This is a genomic window from Dyadobacter sp. CY343, from assembly GCF_021390335.1.
Classification (GTDB): Bacteria; Bacteroidota; Bacteroidia; order Cytophagales; family Spirosomataceae; genus Dyadobacter.
The window spans coordinates 25,114-47,002 of sequence record NZ_JAJUXK010000005.1; the positions used below are offsets into that span (position 1 = coordinate 25,114).

A 21,889-nucleotide genomic window follows, 5' to 3' on the forward strand; every position below is an offset into this window, starting at 1 on the left:
TTTTATCCAAAATTAAATTAAAAACATTAAAGGACAAGAATATCTTTTATTATTTTTAAATTTGGGTTTACGGCTATGGCGATCTTTTCAAAAACGTGCGAGTATGCAATAAGGGCGGTGCTTTATATCGCACACAAATCTGCTTTGGGCAAGAGGGTAGGGATCAAAGACATTGCAGCAGGCATTGATTCTCCCGAACTTTACCTTGCCAAGATTTTGCAAGATTTGAGTAGAAAAGGCATAATTAGTTCCGTAAAAGGACCAAACGGCGGTTTTTACATTGAGAACGGATCTTTATCCAAGCCAATAAGCGACATCGTAGAGGCAGTGGATGGGAACGCACTCTTTTATGGCTGTGCGCTGGGCTTAAAACAGTGTTCAGAAATCCAGCCATGCCCACTCCATGACCAGTTCAAGGCTATTAGGGATCAAATTAAAGATCTGCTTTTTACCACAACGATTGGAGCATTTAACCAGGAGCTACTGGCAGGCATGCTTGCTTTGAAGAAATAGGGTAATAGGCTTAGTAAAATGGCTCGTTTGATTGCATGTGCTCTATAAGATTCATATTCTATGTTAAGAGCTACTAGGTTAGATAATTCTCCCGAGCATCTGAAAATTCAAAACAAGACAAGCATCCGCTATCTTGTAATATCCCTTTACTTTAATTTTTTTGCCGAGTTCACTTACCGATTGTAGGCGATTGAGTAGCTCAAATAAGACTATTGAAAACTGGAACGAAAACCTCCGTTTTCTTCACTTGTGATTGCCACTTTAAGTTAGAACGGACAGTCTCAAAAAAGATGAATGTCACTAATGAGATAGTATCCACAGCAGTTACGTAGTCTGATGCTAAGCGTGATTAGATAATCATGTTTTGTAACTTTCGTTAACTTATAGGTTTCTAAGGCGTACAGAATTTGTAGCTTGCACCTTTGAACCTATTTAGCACTGGATACGAGATTGCAATTATCACAAGCCTTTTATGACTAACTCTATGCCCTATAAAGTATCTACAATCATTTGTTTGCTAATCTCGTTGCAAGCCCATGCACAGGTGCGCCCCTATACGGTCCGTGGGGAGCTACTTTCCACCAGAGCGACAAAAGCATATCTAATTTATGCTGATCCTGGTACAGGGCAAAAGACAATGGATTCGTGTGTAGTCAAAGATGGAAAGTTTCTTTTCAAAGGAACTGTCAACATTCCGGCAAGAGCTTTTGTAAGATCTCACCCAGATCAAGGCAGTATTGATTTGTACCTTGAACCCGGACAGATCAAAATTTATAGTCCTGATTCTTTGTCGTCGGCTATTATCGAAGGAGGCAACGTAAATATCGTGACTTCAATGTACTAAGGTTGCGGCTGGCGCCCATTGAGGCAAAGGGACGAAAAGTTAGTACCCAAGCACGCGCTCAGATGCACTTGTCCCCAGAGCTAAAAAAAGATACCACATTCCTGGAAGGCTTCAAACGAAAGATGATGCAGATTGACCGTGAAATGGAAAGGGCCTATCAAAAGTTTTTAGAAGAGAACCCTGATAATCTTATTGCCATCGAGGCTATCGACTATATCCTTGGACCTAGACCGGACATAGACTTGGCGGAGAAGCTCTTTAGAAATTTGACTAGCTCGGTTCAAAATAGCCCCATGGGCCTTCATTTTGCAGCCAGATTATCAAATTTACGGAACGTAAAAATCGGATCCCTGGCTCCTGATTTTTCACAACTCGATACAGCGGGGAAAAAGGTATCCCTCTCTGACTTTCGCGGCAAATATATCCTGATTGATTTTTGGGCGAGCTGGTGTGGTCCATGCAGGGCAGAACATCCACGTCTTAAAAAGGAATTCGAGAAGTATAAGGAGAGGGATTTTTCGATCATTGGCATATCCTTGGACAAGAAGTCTGAACGAGATGCCTGGATTAGAGCAATTCAGAAAGATAAATTAGTTTGGAGCCAGCTTTCCGACCTTCAAGGTTGGTCAAACCAGGTGGCCAGGATGTATGATATCCATGCTATTCCAGCAAATTTTTTGATTGACCCGAACGGGATCGTCATTGCAAAAGATTTGAGAGGCAATTTGTTATCCGACAAGCTGGCAGAAATTTTTGGAGCGAGTCGGTGATTTTACCCGTAACATATTGCGCCAATTAAGTTAACTATGAAAGCAAAGAAAATCGGAGCGCGAAGGTAATCTGTGTAAGTTCTTGTATTAGGGTAATCAGAGCGTTTTTCTTTCTAATAAAATTCATTCAGGCAAAACTATGAGACAAACATTACTACTATTTTTTGTCGCTGCCGGCTTGATAGGCTGCGAGGCTTTGGGTCTGAAAGATGAAAAATTCTATCATCAGGTAACAGAGGTTAATAAAGACGACTATTTTATCATAGAAAATAGAAAGCAACCGACTTTTGTTTTTTTTACCATCGAAGGGGACCTTAGCCACGACGCCAAGATATTGTGGAGCGACACAGTGCCTAGCGCTGACACTGTTTTTGCTGGTGCCAATGAAATCTTATTGCCGAAAGGGAAAGTAAGCAAAGCAAACGTTCGGGGAGATTATTACAGCAATAAACTGTATGTCAAATATATATCTCTAAATGATTCTACATCAGGAAATCTGCAAATAAGGATTAAGATGTAAATTTTCCCCATTAAACGTCGCTGGCAGTCAAGCTTTTTACCGTACAATTTGTATGGCCCTGCTGCTGGACCCATTTTTATTTTCAATCTGGATTAAATAGTTGCCCGCTTCCAGGTTAGAAACATTAATGGATTCCTGCGCCCTTAATTTCTCAAATTTGTTTACGTGGATCCGTTTCCCATCCCTGGCAAAAATTGAAAGTTGGCCAGACTGACCAATCATATCATGTCTCAATTTTACTTGCAGCTGGTCGGTGGCTGGGTTTGGATAAAATACGATGTCATCCAGATTGTTCAGACTGACCTTGATTACTTTGCTGTAAACAAAACTCGCGTCCAATTCAGTTGATTTTAGCCTGAAATAATTGATTCCAGGATTGGGGTTAGCGTGAGCAAAACTGTAAAAAGTCGTATCAACTGCCGGCGTTTGGCCGATCACATGAAAGTTTTTTGCGTTCGTGCTATGCTCTATCACGTAGCTGGCCATGTTGACCTGGTCTGTCACTTGCCAGGTCAATACAACAATATTATTTTCGGGAGCCGCACTGAAATTTACCAGTGTCACCGGCAGGGCCTCTTTCGAGGCTAATCTTGCCAACCCAAACCGGTTTGATATCCAGAAGCTTTCATAAGTATCTATCAAGAGATCGCCTTCGAATTTTCGATATGGAAGTGGCTCGCCAGCCTTTTCCCAAGTGGTATTATTGAACTTGTAAACCTGCGTCTCGCTGCCGGTGGACAGCAAAAAAGGCTTGCCGGACGGAGAAAGGCCGATACTAGAAATCCTGTTGCCAAAAGGGGCATTTTCCGAATTGAAAAGCGACCAGGATGAACCATCAAAATAAGCAATGGAATTATCAAGGGTGCTGAAATCGGTCTGCCGGAGCCAGACTTTTCCGTCAGGTTGGATTTCGATCTGGTCGATCACATTTTCTATTGCAGGGCTGGTTTCAAAGTTAATGGTGTAGATCAGATCATGATCGTTGAGGTCCATTACCAGGATTTCAGTGCTGTAATCGCGGTCGGTATTGACCAGCAGGATCCACGCTTTGTTGTCTCGAAACCTGATATCCCTGATAAATTGATTTTCCGAAACCTGGCGCAGCGCGACAAAGCCGCCATTGGTTTCTTTGAATATTACAGTTTGCGTCCAGAAAACACCGTGCTGCGGATTGAAATCCTGAACATAGCCCACAAAGTGGATCGGTGTCACTGTTGCTTCTGATGAGGGGACCTCATTGACCAGTTTGACTTTACGGAATTTGTTGCCGTCCGTGGGGTTAATCGTATGTACATTCAGCTCATTGTCTGTACGGACGGGATTATCCAATCCTATCCCAAGAAGTCCGTCGGTGTTGTCACGGTTGAATGCCTGGAAAGTCAGCGCTTTCTGATCAAGTTTTATAAACCCTGCATCCAACACCCCGAGCCAGACGTGCCCTTTTGAAAGGGCAATTTTCGGGTTCATACGACCAAAAACATGCTGGTCCTTTTCGCTGAGGAATGTAAGTGCCGGCGGACCGTTAGTGTTGCCTGTTGTAAATGAAAAGACATAGTCGATCAGGTCACGATCCGGGAAATTGATCAGATCAGTATTCCTTTCCTGCACACGAAAATACAGTTGCGTGTTGGCCGGCAGATCTTTAACCACATCAGCAATTTCCATAAAAGGCTTATAGTTACGTTGAAAGAGCGGGTTAGAAAAGCCAGGATTATCGGCAATTGTGATGCTGGTATTCGAATAGTAATTGGATGGAGAATAGGCAATCGGAATAGTCCGGGGCGCATTGAGCAGATCATCCGGAATTGGTAAGTACAGCCCAGTGATGTTCAAACGCGGATTGATCGAAAAATACCCTATTTCAGACCACTTACCTTCTTTTCCATCTACAATAGCCTTGACGCGCCACTTGTACCCTCCAAAATAAGGTGTGTAGGGGTATTGATTTGATGAAATGATATCGTCTGAGGGATAGGCAAAATCAGAATCGGTGAGGCTGGTGACCTGTATGCGGTATGCTGATGCGCCTGGAACATTTGAGTATAACAATGTTAATGAGAAATGTGCAGGGGGAAATGAATTGTTAGCAGGCTCAATTAGCTCAGGCACGTCAGGCTGGTCGGGGTCGATCCTGATTTTTGATCGTATTTGACCATTCTGAAGAACCAAATGAGTTGATCGCTTTCACCCGGACAAAATAATCTGACCCTCGCGTTTGTTTCAGTAAATGGATACCGTTTAATGCGGTCGTCGAGATAGTTTCGCCCACAAAATCTGGGTCCGTGGAATAACTGAATTCGTAGGAGCTGGCGTTCAGCGAGACTGGCCAGGAATAAAAGTCCCCTTTGATCGCGGTAATGTCGCCCACCAGTGAAACCGATTGTGGCTTAGATTCTATTTTGGGAAAATTAACTTCTGCATGCTGTTTGATCACGGCTTGTATCATGGGATGAAGGGGCTGTCCGGCGGTGCCGCCGCATTGGCTCATCAGAGATCCCTTTGTACTATTTTCGGAAGATTTGTCGTAACAGTCGCCTTCCGCACCACCGCAGTAGTCGAGTGGTCCGCCGGGCCAGCCACAGTTATTTGAGTGGTAAGACCCGAAGTTATGGCCCAGTTCGTGCATGAGGGTTCCGTTGTGTTCAAGCGGGGACACGTTGTAGACACCCCCGATAAATGCAACCCCTGAGGCACCTCCAAATACAGGCTTGGTATAGAGATATACCCTTTTATCAAAATTAAAATCCGATAAATTCCGGTTGACCAGCACAGTAAGCATCGGGTGCACATTGTCCACTCCTGCGTACGGATCCACGCCGTCATCTTTAAATATCCGGATGCTGGTTACCACCATTCGGATATTAGCCTCCCTTTCGAAGAATTTCGATGCCTTTTCAACGTTTCCAAGCACTTTGAGGATGATTGCAGCTGTGTCCCTGTCGTATTTTACATAAGTCTCCGAATCGATATCGACGGCAATGCGGCATAGCCTCATTTCTTCGGCAGCAGTGCGCGCTTTTTGTGAAGCCATGACAGCCGGGAGCCTGCTCATCAGATGCTTTATTTGTTGCGGCGCGTCGCTGTCGCTGGTACCACACATGATAGGTTTTTCCTGACCAAAGGTCTGTTGCCAGGAAAGTAAAAGGACAAACAGGATTTTGAATCCGGCAGAGGAAAAGGTTGAACCATTCATAGCTAAGTCAGACGAAATGTTATGGGTATTCAAAATGCAGCGTTGAACAAGATAGACACTATTTATTGCAGCTATGTTGCCTAAGTTGATCTAAATTGAAAATGACTATTGATCGGTAATTTCCTACAATGATTTAAGCTAGAAGCAATCAGGGGCATACAGGCCCTTCCAGGTAGCAACGCGCCTAAAAACAAGTTCTACGACCAGATTGCTTTTATGGTACGTCAAGACCGTTTTGAAACAAGTGGACAGGCAGGTGTCTTTGACTTTTTTGAGACAGTGTACCGAAAAGAGGATGAAAGTGTATATGAGGCAGACATGGGTGAGGCTTACCATATGGAACTCGGAAGCTAATGCCCGAAAAGACAAAGCCGGCTACTATTAGACATACTACCGCACCTTAGATGTCAGACCATCTGCCTATGTGGGTTGAGATCAAAATCGATCACACTGATGCCTATCTGAAACATCGTACGCTGCCGCCTCAGGATGACGACCAAGCAGTAGATGCTCCGGCAAAGGATGCATCGAAAGCTCAAAAAAAGTCTCGGGCTAAAGGATAATTGACAAAGCAGTATTTTGCCCGCCCCGGTGCATGCAAGTTAGAATAAACCTGACATGTGAGTTTAGAGCATTAATAAGTAATGCGAGACCAAAAGTCTGAATTATTAGTTACTTACAGATTTATCAATTCTTGCATTAGGCCTACGTGTACGAAGCGCGAGGTATTTGCATAAATCACTTCTTGTTCTCCCATCATTAGCGAAACATTACGCTCCCCAAAGTTGACGACCATTGGCTTTTGTAGTTTTAAGCTTTCCATAAGCAGCTCAATTGTAATTGGTGTCGAAAGAGAAAAATTACGTTTATCAAGTACCTGGCTTAGAAATTGGTGCAGTGCTTCTACTGATTCGAAACTTAACGGATCAATCAGTGATGTTGGGTCCTCATTTTTGATTATTCCAATAAATAGCATTCGGAAATTATTTACGTTTCTTCATTCGGCTTCAAAGTCAAAAATATATGTTAGTTTGATTTCTGCAACGCCCGTTGCACATTTGAGAAAAAATAGTCTGGAACAATGGAAGACAGGACTGTACACTGGGACCCGGTTTTACAGGCAAGGCAAGCAGAGGCACTGGCCGCATTGCCACAGCAGCATCGAGATGAAATGGCCTTTATGTTTCGTACCGGAAATGTCAGCTCCTATTATTACAATGAACATGCAGCTGAACCGACCCAGGATGATTTTGATGATTGGCTGCAAGGACTAGATTCTGTATTGGCAAACATGTTCCAAATAGAAGGTTTAGAACGTAACCGACAATCATTGTCATTACGGCGCCATGCAGCTGAGCGGAACGACTTGGGGCTTGACCAGTACATGAAGCAGTACCTGTTAGAGCAGGATTATAACAGATGGAAAGAAATACACAAAGGATGAGAGTTAGTTGCATACTATCATCAGATTGGGCACGTCATGTTTGTTGCTATCCTATTTATATATTGCACTTTATTATTCACCAATTAGCACTATAAATGAAAGCTAAAAATATCAGGTTTTTCTCACCACAGGAAAATGAGCTTCAAGCAGAAAAGAATGCCAAAGCAAAAGCCCTTCCAAAAGGCTATATCTCTGCTGCTGGCAAAATAGTGTTCCCGTCAGCGGCCATTGAAGAATTGGGCATTGAACCTGAGACTACTAAATTTCAGGTAGGGACTGATGGTGGCAAGCGCAAGATCAAAAACCTTTACCTTGTGCCAACTGAGCAGCAAAGCGCCTTTTCAATCGTCCGCACTGGCCGGGGCTACTCGCTGCCATTGGAGGTGATCCTTTCCAAAGGCGGGATCGATTACAGCAATCAGAAGTATGTGTTTACAGCCTCCATCTTTCAGCATGAGGATTCAGTAGGCTATGCTTTGGAAATCGCTCCTGAGCAGGCTATCGAAAAGGTACCTTATACTGGAAAGCCACGGGGCCGCAAGTCGAAAGCCAGCCAGCAAGATACTGATCAGGTTTCACAGTAAGGATAATATTGCCGGTAACCAGTATACGTTAATAATTGGGGCCGGTTACCGGCATTGAATAGTATGCACAATCATATTGCCTTTCTAAGCGAATGGGGAAACAACGCACTTGATTTCTCTAAAAGGCCAGGTTCGACCACTTTACCAACCACCCATTTTATTGTCTGTGCCATAATCATTGGCAAAGCCGATGTGCCGTGTGTCTTGCCTGTACTTGAAGCGGTCAGCAAGCGTTACTTCAATGGAGGTCAGATTGATTCAGAAAAGATCAGCAACGACCATATCAAGAGGAAACAAATCCTGGAAGACCTCGAAGAGCTGCCCTTCCAAATATTTTCGGTCATTGTAGATAAGCGACAGCTGATAGGAGAGGGGCTGCGCTACAAAGGTTCCTTTTTCAAATTCCTGCATGGGCTGGCCGACCGGGAGCTGTTCCGGATCTTTCCGGACCTGGAAATGGTCACAGGTCAGATCCAGGATGAAACCTTTATGAAAGGGTTCGTCTCTTATGTGCAGCAGAACCATATCGCCAACCTTTTCAATGAGTCCTCTTTTGGCTTTATCGCAGCACAGGATAGTTTAGTGGTACAGACCGCTGGGCTGATTGCCGGAACGCTGGCACGCTGCTACGATGAGACAGTCATAACTGATCAGAGGGCTGACTTTATAGAAGTCCTTAAACGCAAAGTGGTTACTATCAGGTTTTGGCCCGATGCTTTCGAGCATAACCTGATCAGCCGGCCACAGCCAGGGCCCAGCTTCGACCCGCTATTGTCCAGGCTTAGCGTTAACCTGGCCAACGACTTCCTGCACCGCAAATCAGCCGATAGAGCCCCGCAGGCTATTGACCAGGTGAGCACCCTGAGCTATCTGCTCTTTCATTTCAGGCATATTGACCCAGTCCGCTACATCACAAGCTTTGAGCTGATGGAGCATATCAGGGCCCGGAAAGGAAAAAACGTTTCGCTTCATTACTTTCAAACCAAGGTAATAGCGCCCCTTAGGGATGCAGGTGTGCTGATAGCCAGCAGCTCGCGCGGATATAAGCTGCCGGCAAGTGAGCAAGATCTATATGACTTTGTCAGCCACAGCAATACTATCATTGAACCAATGCTTTCCCGAGTAAAACGGTTTCGCGACCAGGTCCATATCGCATCAGATGGGAAGATCGATGTGCTGGCTGCGGAAGAGTACAAGGTGATCCGGAAAGTGATCGATTTCTAGAAAGAAAATGGCGTTTCTTTGTAATTTACCATCATCGCCATAGCCACTCACGTTACAGTCGACGGCCGGCTGCAAAAGATTATTACTATTTCTATTCACTTTTGCGACCTACTTTATGTATCAGATTATTTTCGCGACTCCAGTTAGGACTACCGGAAATATAGGGTTCACTCTGCCAGATATTATAAACAGCTATCCATCTATTCTATAATCGAGACGCCTAATATTATGCTTCTCTGTCGGGCAGAAGACGGCTAGCTTATAATGACTTCCAGGATTTAGTGTTTTTCCGAAATTTTCTTCCAGATAAAACCCTTCTTTGTAATACTCACCTCCAGTAAGCATACTAGCTCTGCCGTTTTTGATGGGATTGGCTACAAACAGATATATGTTTGCGTCATTGTATACGACCAGATAGATCCCTCTGAAATCATTTGAGACCAGTGGATAATTATCTGTTTGTACGATAAGGCACTTTCTGGATTTACTACTGCACCCCTCATTTTCAGAAATCCGGACGTTTTTCAAGATAGGTGCCATTTCTAGCGCGCTGTAAGAAAGCTCAGGAAAGACCGGGTTGAATACATAAACAGGCTTGAGGTTTGCTGCAATAGAATCGCTGAGCATTCTACTTGCACCCTCATAATAGGAGGTGTGACGATATATGACCCATTGCCCGTTGTTGTTATAGTTGAAAAGTCCAGAGAGAAAATAGGACTTGTAATTTGTGAGCTTGTCATAGTTGGTGTAATAGTTAAACAAGAGCATGAGCAAACTCGCGCTGCCAAAAAATAATCCAACAAATTCATGCTTTTTAAATTGGATCATGCAAAAACAGTAAACTAATATCCAGCATAACATGGAGTAAATCTTGTAGCGGCTCGATAATGTGTTCATGGCCGCACCAGACGTTCTGGAGTAAGCTATGACCACTGAAGTTACTACAATGAATGCAGCCATACCAAACCAAACTAACTTTAAGGTCGTGATATTTCTATTTTCGTTTTGAGATGGCTTCGTTCGAAAAAAAAGTAAACTGCCCACGCAAATAACCGTAAACAAAAGTAAGCCAAGCAGCACTGCCGGAATGTTTGAAGCGACAATAGGAGCATTAGAATTCTCGGTGTAATCCAGGATACCACCAACAAAAGCGAAGAGATTATATAGTAAGTATAACGGCTGCCTAAAATGTTCACTGACACTAAAAGCCTTGGTACTGCTATGAGCTTCAAAATCCTGAAAATACAGTATTATGGCAACCGCACCAATGAGTCCGAAAATTACTGCGCCTCTAATCCTTTTTTGGTACAGCATCACCGCAATTGCCGCAACGAAAGAAAACATTCCGTTACCAAAGGAAAACGTTGCCAGCAGTGCAGTTAGTAATGCAAGTATGGCACCAGCTCGGCCATGGTATACAAGGAGATAAATTGTCAACAGCCCTAGAAAGGCAACTGGCATATAAACCGTGCTTGCTCCGGCCCACAGATTGGCTTCATAAGTGACCGGGCTAAACAGTGTTAACACAACCGGTATAAGGTAATATAAAGAAGTGCCAGTCCGTTTAATCAATTTCCAAAATAGGATAGTAAACCCTACCAGGGTGAAATTGCCAATCAGAATATTGTAACGAAGTTGACGTGGCTGGTCAGCCAATAAGACAAAAGCGCGGTGAACCTGGAATACACAATCCGGTGCTCAACCCACTGCCCTAGCAAAAGTTGTAAACGCTCAGTAAGCGAAGATGCATCCTGGAACTGTTGGGTGAAAAGCAAAAGACAATAGAGATCATCACCGTTTGGTACATTGACTGAATTACTAACAATTATGTAAAAGAAGAATAGAATCAGCGCTAGGCAGATCCCCATAGGAAAAACTGAATGTAATTTCACACAAGCCGGATTGTAGTGGTAGAAATTAAAGAAATGAAGTGGAATTAATAAGACATAATAATCCAGGCCTGTCTGTAACAGATGATAGCTTCTCAGGAAAGTTAAGCTCGCAACCTGGATTTTTTAGAGCTTCTATTTGAAGGCTACACTATCGCATGCCTCGGTAAGTAAAATTGACCGCAATCCCGATTTGGTAGGGCTGGACATTGAAACGCCCGCTCGCGGTACGAAGCCTGGTCAGACCATACGTGAGGCTAGGGCCGATTAAAATTGAGGTGTTATTGGTTAAATTAATATGCCGCCCGATGGTAAGTGTTCCCCAAACGGCGCTTTGCCGGGAAGAAAAATCATGAGAATATTCAGCACCGACCCTGGCGAGAAAACCCTGATGGATGGATTTGTTAAATGTTATATTCCTTGTCAGGCCGATCCCGACCATATTCATGATCTGCTTTTCGTGCATTTCTATCCCATTCCTTTCCAATATGGTCCCGGAACCGTCTTGGCTGAACACATATTCATCAGTAGCAATCTCAAAAGAAAAGTTGTGCTTAAAATGGGTATAAGCCGCCATCAGCTGCCAGCCGTTTGTCTCAACGCCAGCATGCAACTTGTACGCCATCTTTTGACCCGATAACACGGAAGGAAACCTGAAATTTTGATAGGTAACTTGCTGATTTGCCCTGATCTGAATGAGTTGAAAACTGTTCATGGGCGTAAAGCCCGCTATTATATTCCACTTATTTGAAGTTTGAACAGGTTCCACTGGCGTCTGTGTGAATGTCGGAGCTTGCAATTCGAGCGCAGGGGATGCAAAGTTTCCTTCGACAGGAGTGAGCATTTCCAAGCTCATGCTGTCAGAGGTATTATCCTTATTGGCCACTCCATAATCTGACGGATCAACCACTGCATACTCCTGCAAAGCCAGCGCCGATTTTATCACAGACTCAGCTACGGGTACTTGTCGGTTATTCCCACCTCCATCAAGTTTCATGCGTTTTGGCATTGTGGAACCTGCCCCAGCTTCAATAGCGTTTTGTTTACTTAAAGCTGCATTTCCAGTCGCGACAGGAGCAGGGCTCTGAATGCGGTGCTGGGCCTGGGTGGTTTTATCGGTAGGAAGCTGGTCGGCGACGGGTGTAACAGAAAGCAGGCCACAAATCAAAAGCATCAATACCTTCACAAGCAAACCGGAGCGGTTGCTGCCGGCGGCTGCATTCAATATGTTTGCATCCAGCCGGGCATCCGGCTGGTCTCCCGTGTTGGTCAGCTTTTTTCGAAGTTCCGATGCCAACCATTCATTCAATTTGTCGTCAGCGTGTTTCATATCTGGTAATTCCTGCTTCCCTTAATTTCTTGATCAATATATTTCGTCCGCGCAAAAACTGTGAGCGGGATGTGCTGTCAGATATGGAAAGCATTTCGGCAATTTCCACATGCGAATACCCGTCGATCAAATGCATGTTGATAATCATACGGTAACCATCGGCCAGCTGTCCGATGATTTCCCGCAGCTCATCAACACTTAATCTTTCAATAATCCCCTCGTGCTGATCCCCTTCAAAATCAATGGCGTGAGCATCCGCTGAAATGTGCAGGTTTTCCAATTTTGTAGTCCGGTGATAGTAATTGATTGCTGTTCGGATCACCACCGATTTGATCCATGAGTCGATCGATTCAGGATTTTTTACCTGATCGATATATTTGAACACCCTGATAAACGATTCCTGGTAAATATCCTCCGCTTCGGCTTTCGTCTTCGCATAGCGTAAGCATATTCCGATCAGCTCAGATTTGTAACGCTCGTAAAATATCGTTTGCGCCCGGGAATCTAGCCTTTGACAAGCCTTTACAAGGTCGGTAAGCGTACTGTATTTTTTACTTGGAAAAAACTTCATCAGGGGCAGTGAACGCGAGGATTCGGGCAGAAAAGTTGTAAGGTGTTTCAGAGGGGGCGTACTACTGTGCCGGACAATCGAAATCTTACAAGCTTAAAATCATTGTCAAAATCGGATTGGATCAGCACATTGGGATTTTTAGTCATATTATAATCATGAAGAAGGGATACACTGTAACCTGTCGTGCCGTTATCCGAAAACCGAAAATTATCCGGTCCATTCAGCTTGTAATTCTGTATATCGTTAACCAGTTGAGAAAGCCGTTGAGGGATCTGCTGGGGTATTTCGCTTAAAGTTTTATAAGCTTGCGCATTTTCATTGGAAAATAAAAGCTTACCCGAACCATCGATGACATAGTGCCCGCAACAGCCGTTTAGAATTAATTCGAGGTTGTTGTCGCCGAAAACCGTAGCCGAAAAGGCGTTTGCAGGAAGGCCTTTGCTGGCGGCAAAGTTTGCCAATACAGCCGGTATTTCAGCAGGAGTGGCGTCGAATGCCGAATAGGAGAATTTGGCATACGGAATCATCCACCATAAATACACCCATCTCGGGTTATCGTCCAGAACCTTCAGTGGTACCCAGTAAATCAGGTATTCTTTGCCGCCAGTAGTTAGTTTAACATTATACATGGGGTTGTTGGACATACCAAACAATCTCGTGACCATGTCCTCGCGGTAATCGGAAAAAACTGCGTTCTGAAAATCAAAGGGTATGGCGTCCCTGAAAAGCTTTTCAAGCGAGTCGGGTAGTGAAGGGCTGATCAACTTGTGTTCAGCGATGATCTTCTCAGGGTCTAGCCCTGCATAATACTGAATGCCGTTTGCCGTAAATCGTGCTTCCCACAATTCGTTTTCCCGGACAGCTTTTAGTACCACTTCTGAGGCGCCCGGGTACTTTTCAGAAACCAGGGAAGCGACCGAATCCGGAACTTTCACCTGGGTTGGTTCCGGCCCCTGGACTTTATCGCAAGATTGGAAAGCAATACAGACCAGAATGCCCAGCACCCAAACGCTGCCAAAATATAATACCCGATTCTTCATACGTCTCTTTGTGGATTTATTGATTGTACCCCTCAGACACGAATCTCTTGAAAAATCGTTGCACGATCGAAAGAATAAATTCAATATCATTTCAAACCCTAATCATAAGCGGTTCATTTCTACCGACGATTGACCGCTAAACGAATCTTATACCGAATTTGAAGACGGATTGCATGACTGCGAATTGCGATCAACCGAATCGTCAAAGCTTGAAGTTAACGAGCTAATTACCTTTTTTAAAAAGGAAATGGTTGCTTCATCACCGCCACACTGCATGGTAATGTCTTACGAGTTATACGACAATGAAGTAAATCGACCAGAAGGACAGAGATTCTTTAATCACCTAAAAATAGAATAATTGTCATCAGCTTAGATTATTCTATTTAACATAACAAAAGTTATACAACAGTGTGTATAGCACTGAAATAGGCTTACAATAACCAAAGACGCGCTGGCTACGTCTGTAAGTCTAGGTGCATTTGCTAGGTAAATGGATCGGTTTTGCGAACGGATGATAGATACGGCCGACCATCAAATTATAATCTGGACTGAAATGTTTCACCAAAACTATTCTTTCTAGGCAGAGCAGTTTTGCATACGACCTATTTACTATGGCAACTATACTAAGAAACCATCAGTCGCCACGAAAAACATAAGCATGACTGGCATTCGCCGAATACTAAGTTACCATAGTACTAACTCAAAAATATTACTAAATTTAATGCTAATAGCAGGCTCACTATCAGTTAATTACCGCCATATGAAAGTGCTTTTGTCGCCCTATCATTATCTTTCTAAAATTTAGCCAAACATGACACCGATCTCAAAATATGCCTTCTATGTTGTATTGTTGGTTTTATTTTTCGTTCCGGGTTGTAAAGAAAAACACCAAACGCCAACTCCTTCTAACCCAAGCATAAATTTTTCACTCTCCAAACATCGAGTAGTTCCCTTAGAGGTGATTCAATTATCGTTTATCGACAAGTATGAAAAGGACCTTTCCCTGGTAAAATTTGGCGATTCGCAAATACCAGTGGTTAAGGTTGGGGACTCGACGTACGTGCTAACTATACCTGAGAATGCTGTAGCAGGTGCTAATAAGGTGACCATGGATGGTAATAGTTGGACGGAAACATTAGTCGTAGACAAACTACCTGAAATGAAGGAGCCGAAAATATACGTCAATGATTTTAAAGTTGAGCTAGATACCATAGTGAGCCAAGTGACTGGCAGAATCGAAAATTTGGTACAGCAAAAATACATCAGTCCGACTCAAGGCGATTCAATCTTAGGAAGGATCAGCTTGGCTATAAACAAGTTTAATGGGATGCTTACTTCAAATTCAGAAGTCGACAATTTAACACTTGCTAGATATCTATTTGCGAATAAGGATAAAATCGATTTGATTTTTCAAAATTTTGCCGAGCAGAATCAAAGGTTCTCGGGAGCACGAGTCATGAATGACTGTAATGAATCGCTGCCTGACAACGAATTATTTGCTTGTATATTTTATAGGGGCTTCAAAGCCGGTGGTACTGCGGGCATGGGCTTGCTACTATTAGGTGCCGCTGCAGTTACCATAACAGCTCCGGTAGCATTGGCCGTTATTGGCGCGGTTGTCGCAGTTTCGCTGGTAGACTATTATGGAGCCTTATATCAGATAAGTATCAATAAGTTAATTAAACTCGGAGAGGTGCTCAGTCTAAATGGTCTGAGAACGCTGAATTTTGAATTTCAGAATGGCAAAGCGAAAAAGATGCAATTGAGCATTCCAGTGAGGAATTTTCAGGAAGATTTGGATTTAAATTCTCCTAATCCAGACGTGAACTCATTTGCCAGGCAATTAAAAGGCTTGAGAAAAATGTCTGTATTAATAAAAAGTGACATAGATATCAAAATCCCTTCATTTCCACTTGAGAAAGGTTATACTTATCCGGACGATCTCTCCAAGTTTCGAATCGATATAGTTGGTGATCCGGAAATTGCTGCCGAAGTACCGCAATTAGATGAACAGTCCTTTGATCTTGTTTTTACGACAAAAAAATCAGGTCGAACAATCTTCGATTTTGTAATAAATTATGAATATATGGGCGAGCAGCTTAGCCAGACAATAACAGATAATACTTTGGTAAATAATAGCATGGCGATTTTTGAAGGTGGTAGTGAACGTGGGATATTACTTGATCTACCAGGTGCCGTAGCAACACCTACCACCTCTATGATATGTCACACTAAAAAAATTTTTTTAAATTCAAAGATAACTATCTCGTTTGAAGGGAGCTCATTTATAAATGTTGTTGACTCGAGGCTAACGGGAACTATTGGAACTTACAACATAAATAACCCATGTACTAATCCAATTCCATACTACACTACACCATACTCGTTTAGTATGAATAGTTTTACCGTTTTAGGTAAAACTGTAAATATTGATTTTAAAGGATCTGACGCAGACGCTAGTCTCTGGAACGTTTCCTTTGAAGGAGAGATAGTTGATAAGAAAATTTCTGGAAAAATTACGTTTCGTAGAACTGAGGCGTCCGGTATTCATAATAGCTACACTTATCCCCTCGATGTACAACTTTCACTAAGGGAATGACCGGCGTAGTCCTACTATCAACCTAACTGGAAGCAAAAACTATATTATTTACAATGACAGTCGCACTATAGTGGTCATTAATGTAGCTTGCACTGGCGCAGTGATCAGCTTATTGCCTACGCTGCACACAGGTTCTGCTAACCATTGCCGCTGAACATAATAATCTCACCCCCTTTTTTAGGCAGAGTATACTACATCCGTATATTTGTCCACATACATACCACCACCGTATACATGTGGACAAAGTGTTCTTAAATTGCTACTGTTGCAAGTATGAAAAGAGCCGTTGCCTATTTTCGAGTATCAACAGATCGCCAGGGAAAGAGCGGCTTAGGTTTGGAAGCGCAACACGAAGCAGTGCACTTGTTCGCACAACATCAAGGCTACCAAGTCACAGCAGAATTTACTGAAATCGAGAGCGGGAAGAAAAATGAGCGGCCAGAGCTAATGGCTGCCTTATTGTTGTGTAGAAAAGAGAAAGCAATGCTGATCCTTGCGAAGCTGGACCGGCTAGTCCGGAATGTGGCTTTTATTGCAAACTTAATGGAGAGCAAGGTTGAGTTTCTGGCAGTTGATAACCCACATGCAAATCCCCTGATGGTGCATTTGCTAGCCGCTTTTGCTGAGCACGAGCGGAAGCAGATTAGTACTCGGACGAAAGAGGCATTGCAGACTGCAAAACGCCGCGGTGTGCTGTTGGGTAAACACGGCCGGGAAATCGAGAGCAAGAAGAATTCGAAAGCTGCTGATCAGTTTGCGGAAACGATGCAGCCAATCATTAACGAATTGAAGACAGAGGGTTTTATAACCGTTCGAGGAATCTCTGACGAGCTAAACCGGCGAGGTGTTGAGACGTTTCGAAATGGTAGTGAGCAATCGCACCGAACCACAGTGCATCGCTTGCTTAAACGTCTTTATATTGGAAAACATTAGCCGTATCACAAAGTCAGCCAACGGCATAAATGTGATACGTTGATTTGTGAGATGACAATTTGAGAAGTTTTAAATTTTCAGAGCTTCCCCGGAAGAAAAGTGGAGCATTGCTTTGATAAAAAATACTCTTCTAATACATGGACATTATTCTATTTTTTGCCGTAGGAGTAAGCTTTGTTATTTTTATTTGTATACCCTACCTCGGTTATTTACTTCCAAATAGATACGGTTACCGTAAGATCGGGATTGCACTTGGTTCCACATTGGCTGTGTTTGTAATGCACATAATTTATCCGGAACCGTTACAAAAACTCTTTTTCACCAAGAATGATGCAAGAGAACTATTGGCACTTCAGGATCTCAGAACTCAGCATGAGTTTCAAGTTACGGAAAATGAATACAATCAATGGGATTGGCCCTCACAAAGATTAGTACTAAACATTGATTTACAAGACAAAGCTTTGCTTACTGAGCAAATAAGAAGTTCTCTCAAATTTATCAAAAAAGGTGACTCCATTCCAGACATCAAATTAGCAGACAGGTACTTTGGCAATGCGGAAATAATTAGATACGAAACCCAGAACGCTTTAATCTGCAAGTCACTTATACCAGCACAAGAGGATAATTATGCGCCAATGTGGCTAATGACTAGTGTTTCTAAGACAGAAAATAGATTAGAAGTGGTAAAATGGTATGATGATTAAAATTAGATACCTCACACTAATATCAAATGGAGCTAAATTGCGCCATTTGAAATACCTGGCTGAATGTAGCTAGTATCACTAGGTAATTTTTATTGCATCCTCTAACTACATATCTGTGCTACAAAAGTTCAAGCTAATCTTTTTTCTATTATTTATCTGTGATCCCTGCTTTGCCCAATCGGACACCTTAAAATGGCAACTAGGATTAAAGCTTAAGTCCAGTGATTTTTTGATCGATCCGGCTATCAAGCATGTTTTTGCTGATATAATCGTCTATTACGAATACACATTTCAGCCTTTAAGAGCAGCGAAATACCTGCCGTTAGTTCATGCGTATTCGGTATTGAACAGGAGAACTGCTATACTGCCTGATTCCAGTGGGCGCACGCTTCGCTATGCACAGCTCCTTTTTGATTTGTCGGGTTACCAGGGCAAGCTGATTGAGTGGAAGGCTTTTAGGCTTGGCGAGCTAGACGAGCAAGTTATTCCGATAAAACCGGCCATGGACCGTGTTTTTTTGGAGGCGGCCAGTGAAGTTTCACAATTGAGAAAAGATATGATTCAACAACTATCCCGCCTAGATAATGATCAGGCAATGGGTGAATGGGAAACTAAAGTGGCTGACTTGTTGCGTAATACGCCCGAAATAATGGAAGAAAAAACGGTCGGTAATTTCCAGATCGGGCTGTTCGCGGGGGTCGCCAGAAGTATATTTTCCGGAAAAACCAAAAATCATTTTACTGATGCAATGGGAATTGATTTGGGTTTTAATTTCGATGTAAAAAGATCGAGATTTGGCCTGGATGTTGGTTTAAGCTTTAATAAAACCAGACAAGGACTTGAAGGAAAAGGGAATTGGCCAGCTGCAATGAAAACGAACTTTGCGAGCATTGAATTAACTTACGGATTAAAGATCCCCAAAAATAAATGGCTCGCAGTGCCTTACGTCGGCTTGGCAATTAACGAATTTACACCGGCTAAATCTAGTAAGGATGACAAGCGCAGACTGGCTGGTTACAGCCCAGTAGTGGGTCTCGAGCTGAATCGAATTTTCAAAAATAAAACTAACCCGCAGGAAAACGCCTCATTCTTTTACCGGATCCGTGCCTCCATTAATCCTTCCAATTTCATCAAAAACAATAGTGGAACACAGATCAATCTTAAAGTTGCAGTTGGCTTTGATGCTGCAAAAGTAAGGAGCAGGCTCGTGAAGAAAACGTAACATATCAAAATTAGGATGACTTCAAAGTATTGGCTGCTTGTTTCATAAAGAAGAGCATTTAAATGCTTATGCAGATTAATGTAATTACAGAGGATAGCCGCAGCTGCCTCACAAAGCCTCTTTTCGTGAGACAGCTTGACCTGCTCAGCTCCGCCTCCTGATGAAACTGGGAAAAGTGATCTCTCCTTGTACAAAACGAAGAACTTCACCAAAAGTCAAAGTTCCCCTTGTTCTGTGTTCCGTCACTTAATGTAAAACGGTTATCACAACAAAATTACAGAACTGGCTCCATCTGTCCCCTATGGTTCACGTGTCAACCATTTGCTCGTAACACGTGGTAAGTGTCAAAGATACCCGACGTTTTATGAGATAATCAAATAGAACCTAAGAGTATATTTCTGATATTTTTCATTTTTCCATTTTGCTCAAAGCCCTAAAACGTTAATCACAATAGACAAACACCCGTGTATAAGCTTCGTCTCACTTTCATGCTGCCGATCCTACTTGCGTTAAGTGATTGTTCGCCTCGGACAGGGAAACTTAGTGCAACATACAATGGTTTGCCGGTGGTTGACTTGTGTGATTTACCTAATTATCGCAACATGAAGGTTATGTTAAGAGCCAACTATGCCGGAGTAGAAGAATATTGGTCTCTTGGTTCTCAAAAGAATAAAAAGTGTAACAATGATTTGAAAGTAAATCTTGAGTACGTCGTGAACTACGAAGTGCCCAACGGATTTCAAAAAGAAATGACCCAGGCTATTAACAATTATTGGAGCCAATATCTTGAGCTTGAAGCGATAGGAACTTATGAGACTGGTCAAATTGGTGGTTATGGCCACCTTGGGACGAACAATTCAAGATTTCTTGTTAATGAGCTAATCAAGGTAAAAGCCGTAAAGGTGAAGAATTAACTGCGCAGAATACGTCTTACCGAAAAGAGGGAAACCCAATAGGAATTTACTCAATGTATTTTGGTCGTTTCAGAAAATCCTCGAACTTGAAATGGCGTTTCCTGCCCTTCATAACTTAGATTGCTGCACTGATGAATGCAATTCGAGACATGTTTAAAAAGACTGAGCGTATTTTTTACGATGTTATATATTCGAGTTTTATTGGACGAAAGCAAATCGTGAAACAGCACATTGTTACCTACATAGTATTCTTTGTATTTGGGACAATTGGATGTGACTTCCGACAAAAAAGGAATGCAGAATCCGTTGCCGAAGCATCGATATCCTTACCAGACACTTCGATGTTCGCCATTTTGCCTGTGACTTACGAAAGATATACCTTGGGCGATGCAAAGCAAGATACACTCAATGAAAAAGACCTTCTTGTTGTTGAGTATGCGCTCAGAAAATCGGTCAAGCTGTATAATGATCGGAGGGGTGCGGAAATGATAGATCTAGCAAGGTATAGGAGACAATATTTCCCTGGTATTATGGCGTCCGGTGATCGGGAAGTCTTGATCAGATGTATGCACGAGGACTTTATCAAAAATTTTCACTTTACGCCTTATAACTGGAGAAAAGATAATATTACGATTCATGATGGCGGAGATCAAGTTTTTTCCCTCAAAGTGAATTTTACTACCTACAAGACATATGGCTTCGTTATCAATGGAAGTGAAACGCTCTAAGTAGGAGAATATTGATGCCCTCTCACAAAACCCTCGAACGTGAGACAATCACCCCCTAGGCAGGATGGACTGGATCAGTCGCAACGATCGGACGGAGAGTTAATGTTAAATTGCAACCGTCGTTATGTAGCTGTTCTTAACTATACGTAGGTATTTAAAAAGTAAGTCTTGATATAGATGGTTAGCCAAAGGATAAGAAGTAGTCTGATCAGTATCGTTGTTTTGGCTCAGTGTAGCCAAATGTTTCTGGCATGTAAGAACAACAAAGAAGTAGGTTTTATAAGTGTTGCCATAGGTTATGGCGAAGACGTAAATATTCCCAGACAAGCTGTAGAAATCAATGAGTTAGGTGAATTATATTATTATACCGATGCTCCTATATTAGATTCATTTCATTTCTACAAGGGTAAAATTGATGTCGTAGAAGCTAAATGGATAATTAATTACATTGGTGATAATATGCAATGCATGAGTACTATGGACACCCTTAAATGGAGTCACTACAGCAAGGTTGAATTATTCTTTTCAGCACGAAATGACAAGGTGGGAAAACACGGCTATGGGTACTTCGATGACTGTATCAGTGGTGATTCAATTTCTAAATACCTAGAAGTTTATAAGACAAGTAAGAAGCTAGAGCCAATTCACCACTACAACTTTCAAACTGCAATTCAGAACGAGGAGCTTCCAACGCCACCACCATTACTTACAAAGTGAACGTCGCATTCACTGCACTATTCCATGAACTTTTACAGATACGTTATCAGGCTCTTTTTCTGTGTTTCGTCACTTAACATAATAAGGGTTATCCAGCAAGATGAGTTGAACCTAATAACGCCACTGGTAAAGAATTGCTCAAACAAAATT

Annotated in this window: 22 protein-coding genes; 15 read left to right on the forward strand and 7 right to left on the reverse strand. The window is 42.6% G+C overall.

All coding sequences use genetic code 11. From position 1 onward, the window contains the following. Window positions 1–75 precede the first annotated feature (75 nt). The 4 genes from LZG94_RS17795 to LZG94_RS17805 all read left to right on the forward strand — a co-directional run bounded on the left by LZG94_RS17795 (window position 76) and on the right by LZG94_RS17805 (window position 2,647). Entirely contained in the window at window positions 76–513 is a 438-nt protein-coding gene (locus tag LZG94_RS17795) for an Rrf2 family transcriptional regulator (protein WP_233793157.1), read from the forward strand. A 484-nt stretch (window positions 514–997) separates the two neighbouring features. Continuing rightward, on the forward strand, window positions 998–1,357 hold the full coding sequence (locus LZG94_RS26560; RefSeq protein WP_409013312.1) for a DUF4369 domain-containing protein: 360 nt from the start codon (window positions 998–1,000) through the stop codon (window positions 1,355–1,357). Between the two features lie 122 nt (window positions 1,358–1,479). After that, window positions 1,480–2,127: a peroxiredoxin gene (locus LZG94_RS17800; protein ID WP_233793158.1), complete on the forward strand. Its 648-nt coding sequence runs from the start codon at window positions 1,480–1,482 to the stop codon at window positions 2,125–2,127. A 139-nt stretch (window positions 2,128–2,266) separates the two neighbouring features. Continuing rightward, window positions 2,267–2,647, forward strand: a complete 381-nt coding sequence (locus LZG94_RS17805; RefSeq protein ID WP_233793159.1) for a hypothetical protein — start codon at window positions 2,267–2,269, stop codon at window positions 2,645–2,647. A 36-nt stretch (window positions 2,648–2,683) separates the two neighbouring features. Here the strand turns inward: LZG94_RS17805 and LZG94_RS17810 are convergent, their stop codons facing one another. Both LZG94_RS17810 and LZG94_RS17815 read right to left on the reverse strand, forming a co-directional pair. After that, complete coding sequence (locus LZG94_RS17810) at window positions 2,684–4,696, reverse strand: T9SS type A sorting domain-containing protein (protein WP_233793160.1); 2,013 nt, start codon at window positions 4,694–4,696, stop codon at window positions 2,684–2,686. Between the two features lie 61 nt (window positions 4,697–4,757). Beyond that, the gene (locus LZG94_RS17815; protein WP_233793161.1) at window positions 4,758–5,840 is read right to left on the reverse strand and encodes a M12 family metallo-peptidase; all 1,083 of its coding nucleotides are present in this window, start codon (window positions 5,838–5,840) and stop codon (window positions 4,758–4,760) included. Window positions 5,841–6,056: 216 nt separating this feature from the next. On the opposite strand from LZG94_RS17815, the gene LZG94_RS17820 reads away from it, so the two are divergent. Further along, window positions 6,057–6,194: a hypothetical protein gene (locus tag LZG94_RS17820; RefSeq protein ID WP_233793162.1), complete on the forward strand. Its 138-nt coding sequence runs from the start codon at window positions 6,057–6,059 to the stop codon at window positions 6,192–6,194. 322 nt (window positions 6,195–6,516) lie between these two features. Here LZG94_RS17820 and LZG94_RS17825 read toward each other — a convergent pair whose 3' ends face one another. Then, on the reverse strand, window positions 6,517–6,816 hold the full coding sequence (locus tag LZG94_RS17825) for a hypothetical protein (RefSeq protein ID WP_233793163.1): 300 nt from the start codon (window positions 6,814–6,816) through the stop codon (window positions 6,517–6,519). Window positions 6,817–6,921: 105 nt separating this feature from the next. On the opposite strand from LZG94_RS17825, the gene LZG94_RS17830 reads away from it, so the two are divergent. From LZG94_RS17830 to LZG94_RS17840, 3 genes are all read left to right on the forward strand, one after another. Continuing rightward, on the forward strand, window positions 6,922–7,284 hold the full coding sequence (locus LZG94_RS17830) for a hypothetical protein (RefSeq protein ID WP_233793164.1): 363 nt from the start codon (window positions 6,922–6,924) through the stop codon (window positions 7,282–7,284). A 95-nt stretch (window positions 7,285–7,379) separates the two neighbouring features. Further along, complete coding sequence (locus LZG94_RS17835) at window positions 7,380–7,868, forward strand: hypothetical protein (protein ID WP_233793165.1); 489 nt, start codon at window positions 7,380–7,382, stop codon at window positions 7,866–7,868. Between the two features lie 63 nt (window positions 7,869–7,931). Further along, window positions 7,932–9,092, forward strand: coding sequence for a hypothetical protein (locus tag LZG94_RS17840; protein ID WP_233793166.1), 1,161 nt, complete (start codon window positions 7,932–7,934; stop codon window positions 9,090–9,092). 192 nt (window positions 9,093–9,284) lie between these two features. Here the strand turns inward: LZG94_RS17840 and LZG94_RS17845 are convergent, their stop codons facing one another. The 4 genes from LZG94_RS17845 to LZG94_RS17860 all read right to left on the reverse strand — a co-directional run bounded on the left by LZG94_RS17845 (window position 9,285) and on the right by LZG94_RS17860 (window position 13,922). Next, a complete protein-coding gene (locus LZG94_RS17845) occupies window positions 9,285–10,748 on the reverse strand; it encodes a hypothetical protein (RefSeq protein WP_233793167.1) in 1,464 nt (487 codons plus the stop codon). A gap of 384 nt (window positions 10,749–11,132) precedes the next feature. Then, the gene (locus tag LZG94_RS17850) at window positions 11,133–12,311 is read right to left on the reverse strand and encodes a hypothetical protein (RefSeq protein WP_233793168.1); all 1,179 of its coding nucleotides are present in this window, start codon (window positions 12,309–12,311) and stop codon (window positions 11,133–11,135) included. Next, complete coding sequence (locus LZG94_RS17855) at window positions 12,298–12,882, reverse strand: RNA polymerase sigma factor (RefSeq protein WP_233793169.1); 585 nt, start codon at window positions 12,880–12,882, stop codon at window positions 12,298–12,300. The genes LZG94_RS17850 and LZG94_RS17855 overlap by 14 nt, the downstream gene beginning before the upstream one ends. 47 nt (window positions 12,883–12,929) lie before the next feature. Next, a complete protein-coding gene (locus tag LZG94_RS17860; RefSeq protein WP_233793170.1) occupies window positions 12,930–13,922 on the reverse strand; it encodes a hypothetical protein in 993 nt (330 codons plus the stop codon). 811 nt (window positions 13,923–14,733) lie between these two features. Between LZG94_RS17860 and LZG94_RS17865 the strand changes: the two genes are divergently transcribed. From LZG94_RS17865 to LZG94_RS17895, 7 genes are all read left to right on the forward strand, one after another. Beyond that, entirely contained in the window at window positions 14,734–16,521 is a 1,788-nt protein-coding gene (locus LZG94_RS17865) for a hypothetical protein (protein ID WP_233793171.1), read from the forward strand. A gap of 273 nt (window positions 16,522–16,794) precedes the next feature. Further along, window positions 16,795–17,454, forward strand: coding sequence for a recombinase family protein (locus LZG94_RS17870; RefSeq protein ID WP_233793172.1), 660 nt, complete (start codon window positions 16,795–16,797; stop codon window positions 17,452–17,454). Window positions 17,455–17,591: 137 nt separating this feature from the next. Further along, window positions 17,592–18,158, forward strand: a complete 567-nt coding sequence (locus LZG94_RS17875) for a hypothetical protein (RefSeq protein ID WP_233793173.1) — start codon at window positions 17,592–17,594, stop codon at window positions 18,156–18,158. Between the two features lie 229 nt (window positions 18,159–18,387). Further along, on the forward strand, window positions 18,388–19,380 hold the full coding sequence (locus LZG94_RS17880; protein WP_233793174.1) for a hypothetical protein: 993 nt from the start codon (window positions 18,388–18,390) through the stop codon (window positions 19,378–19,380). A 488-nt stretch (window positions 19,381–19,868) separates the two neighbouring features. Next, the gene (locus LZG94_RS17885; protein ID WP_233793175.1) at window positions 19,869–20,294 is read left to right on the forward strand and encodes a hypothetical protein; all 426 of its coding nucleotides are present in this window, start codon (window positions 19,869–19,871) and stop codon (window positions 20,292–20,294) included. A 131-nt stretch (window positions 20,295–20,425) separates the two neighbouring features. After that, window positions 20,426–21,022 carry a hypothetical protein gene (locus LZG94_RS17890; RefSeq protein ID WP_233793176.1) on the forward strand — a complete coding sequence of 199 codons (597 nt, stop codon included), beginning with the start codon at window positions 20,426–20,428 and terminating at the stop codon, window positions 21,020–21,022. Window positions 21,023–21,262: 240 nt separating this feature from the next. Further along, window positions 21,263–21,739, forward strand: a complete 477-nt coding sequence (locus LZG94_RS17895; RefSeq protein WP_233793177.1) for a hypothetical protein — start codon at window positions 21,263–21,265, stop codon at window positions 21,737–21,739. Window positions 21,740–21,889: the final 150 nt, after the last annotated feature.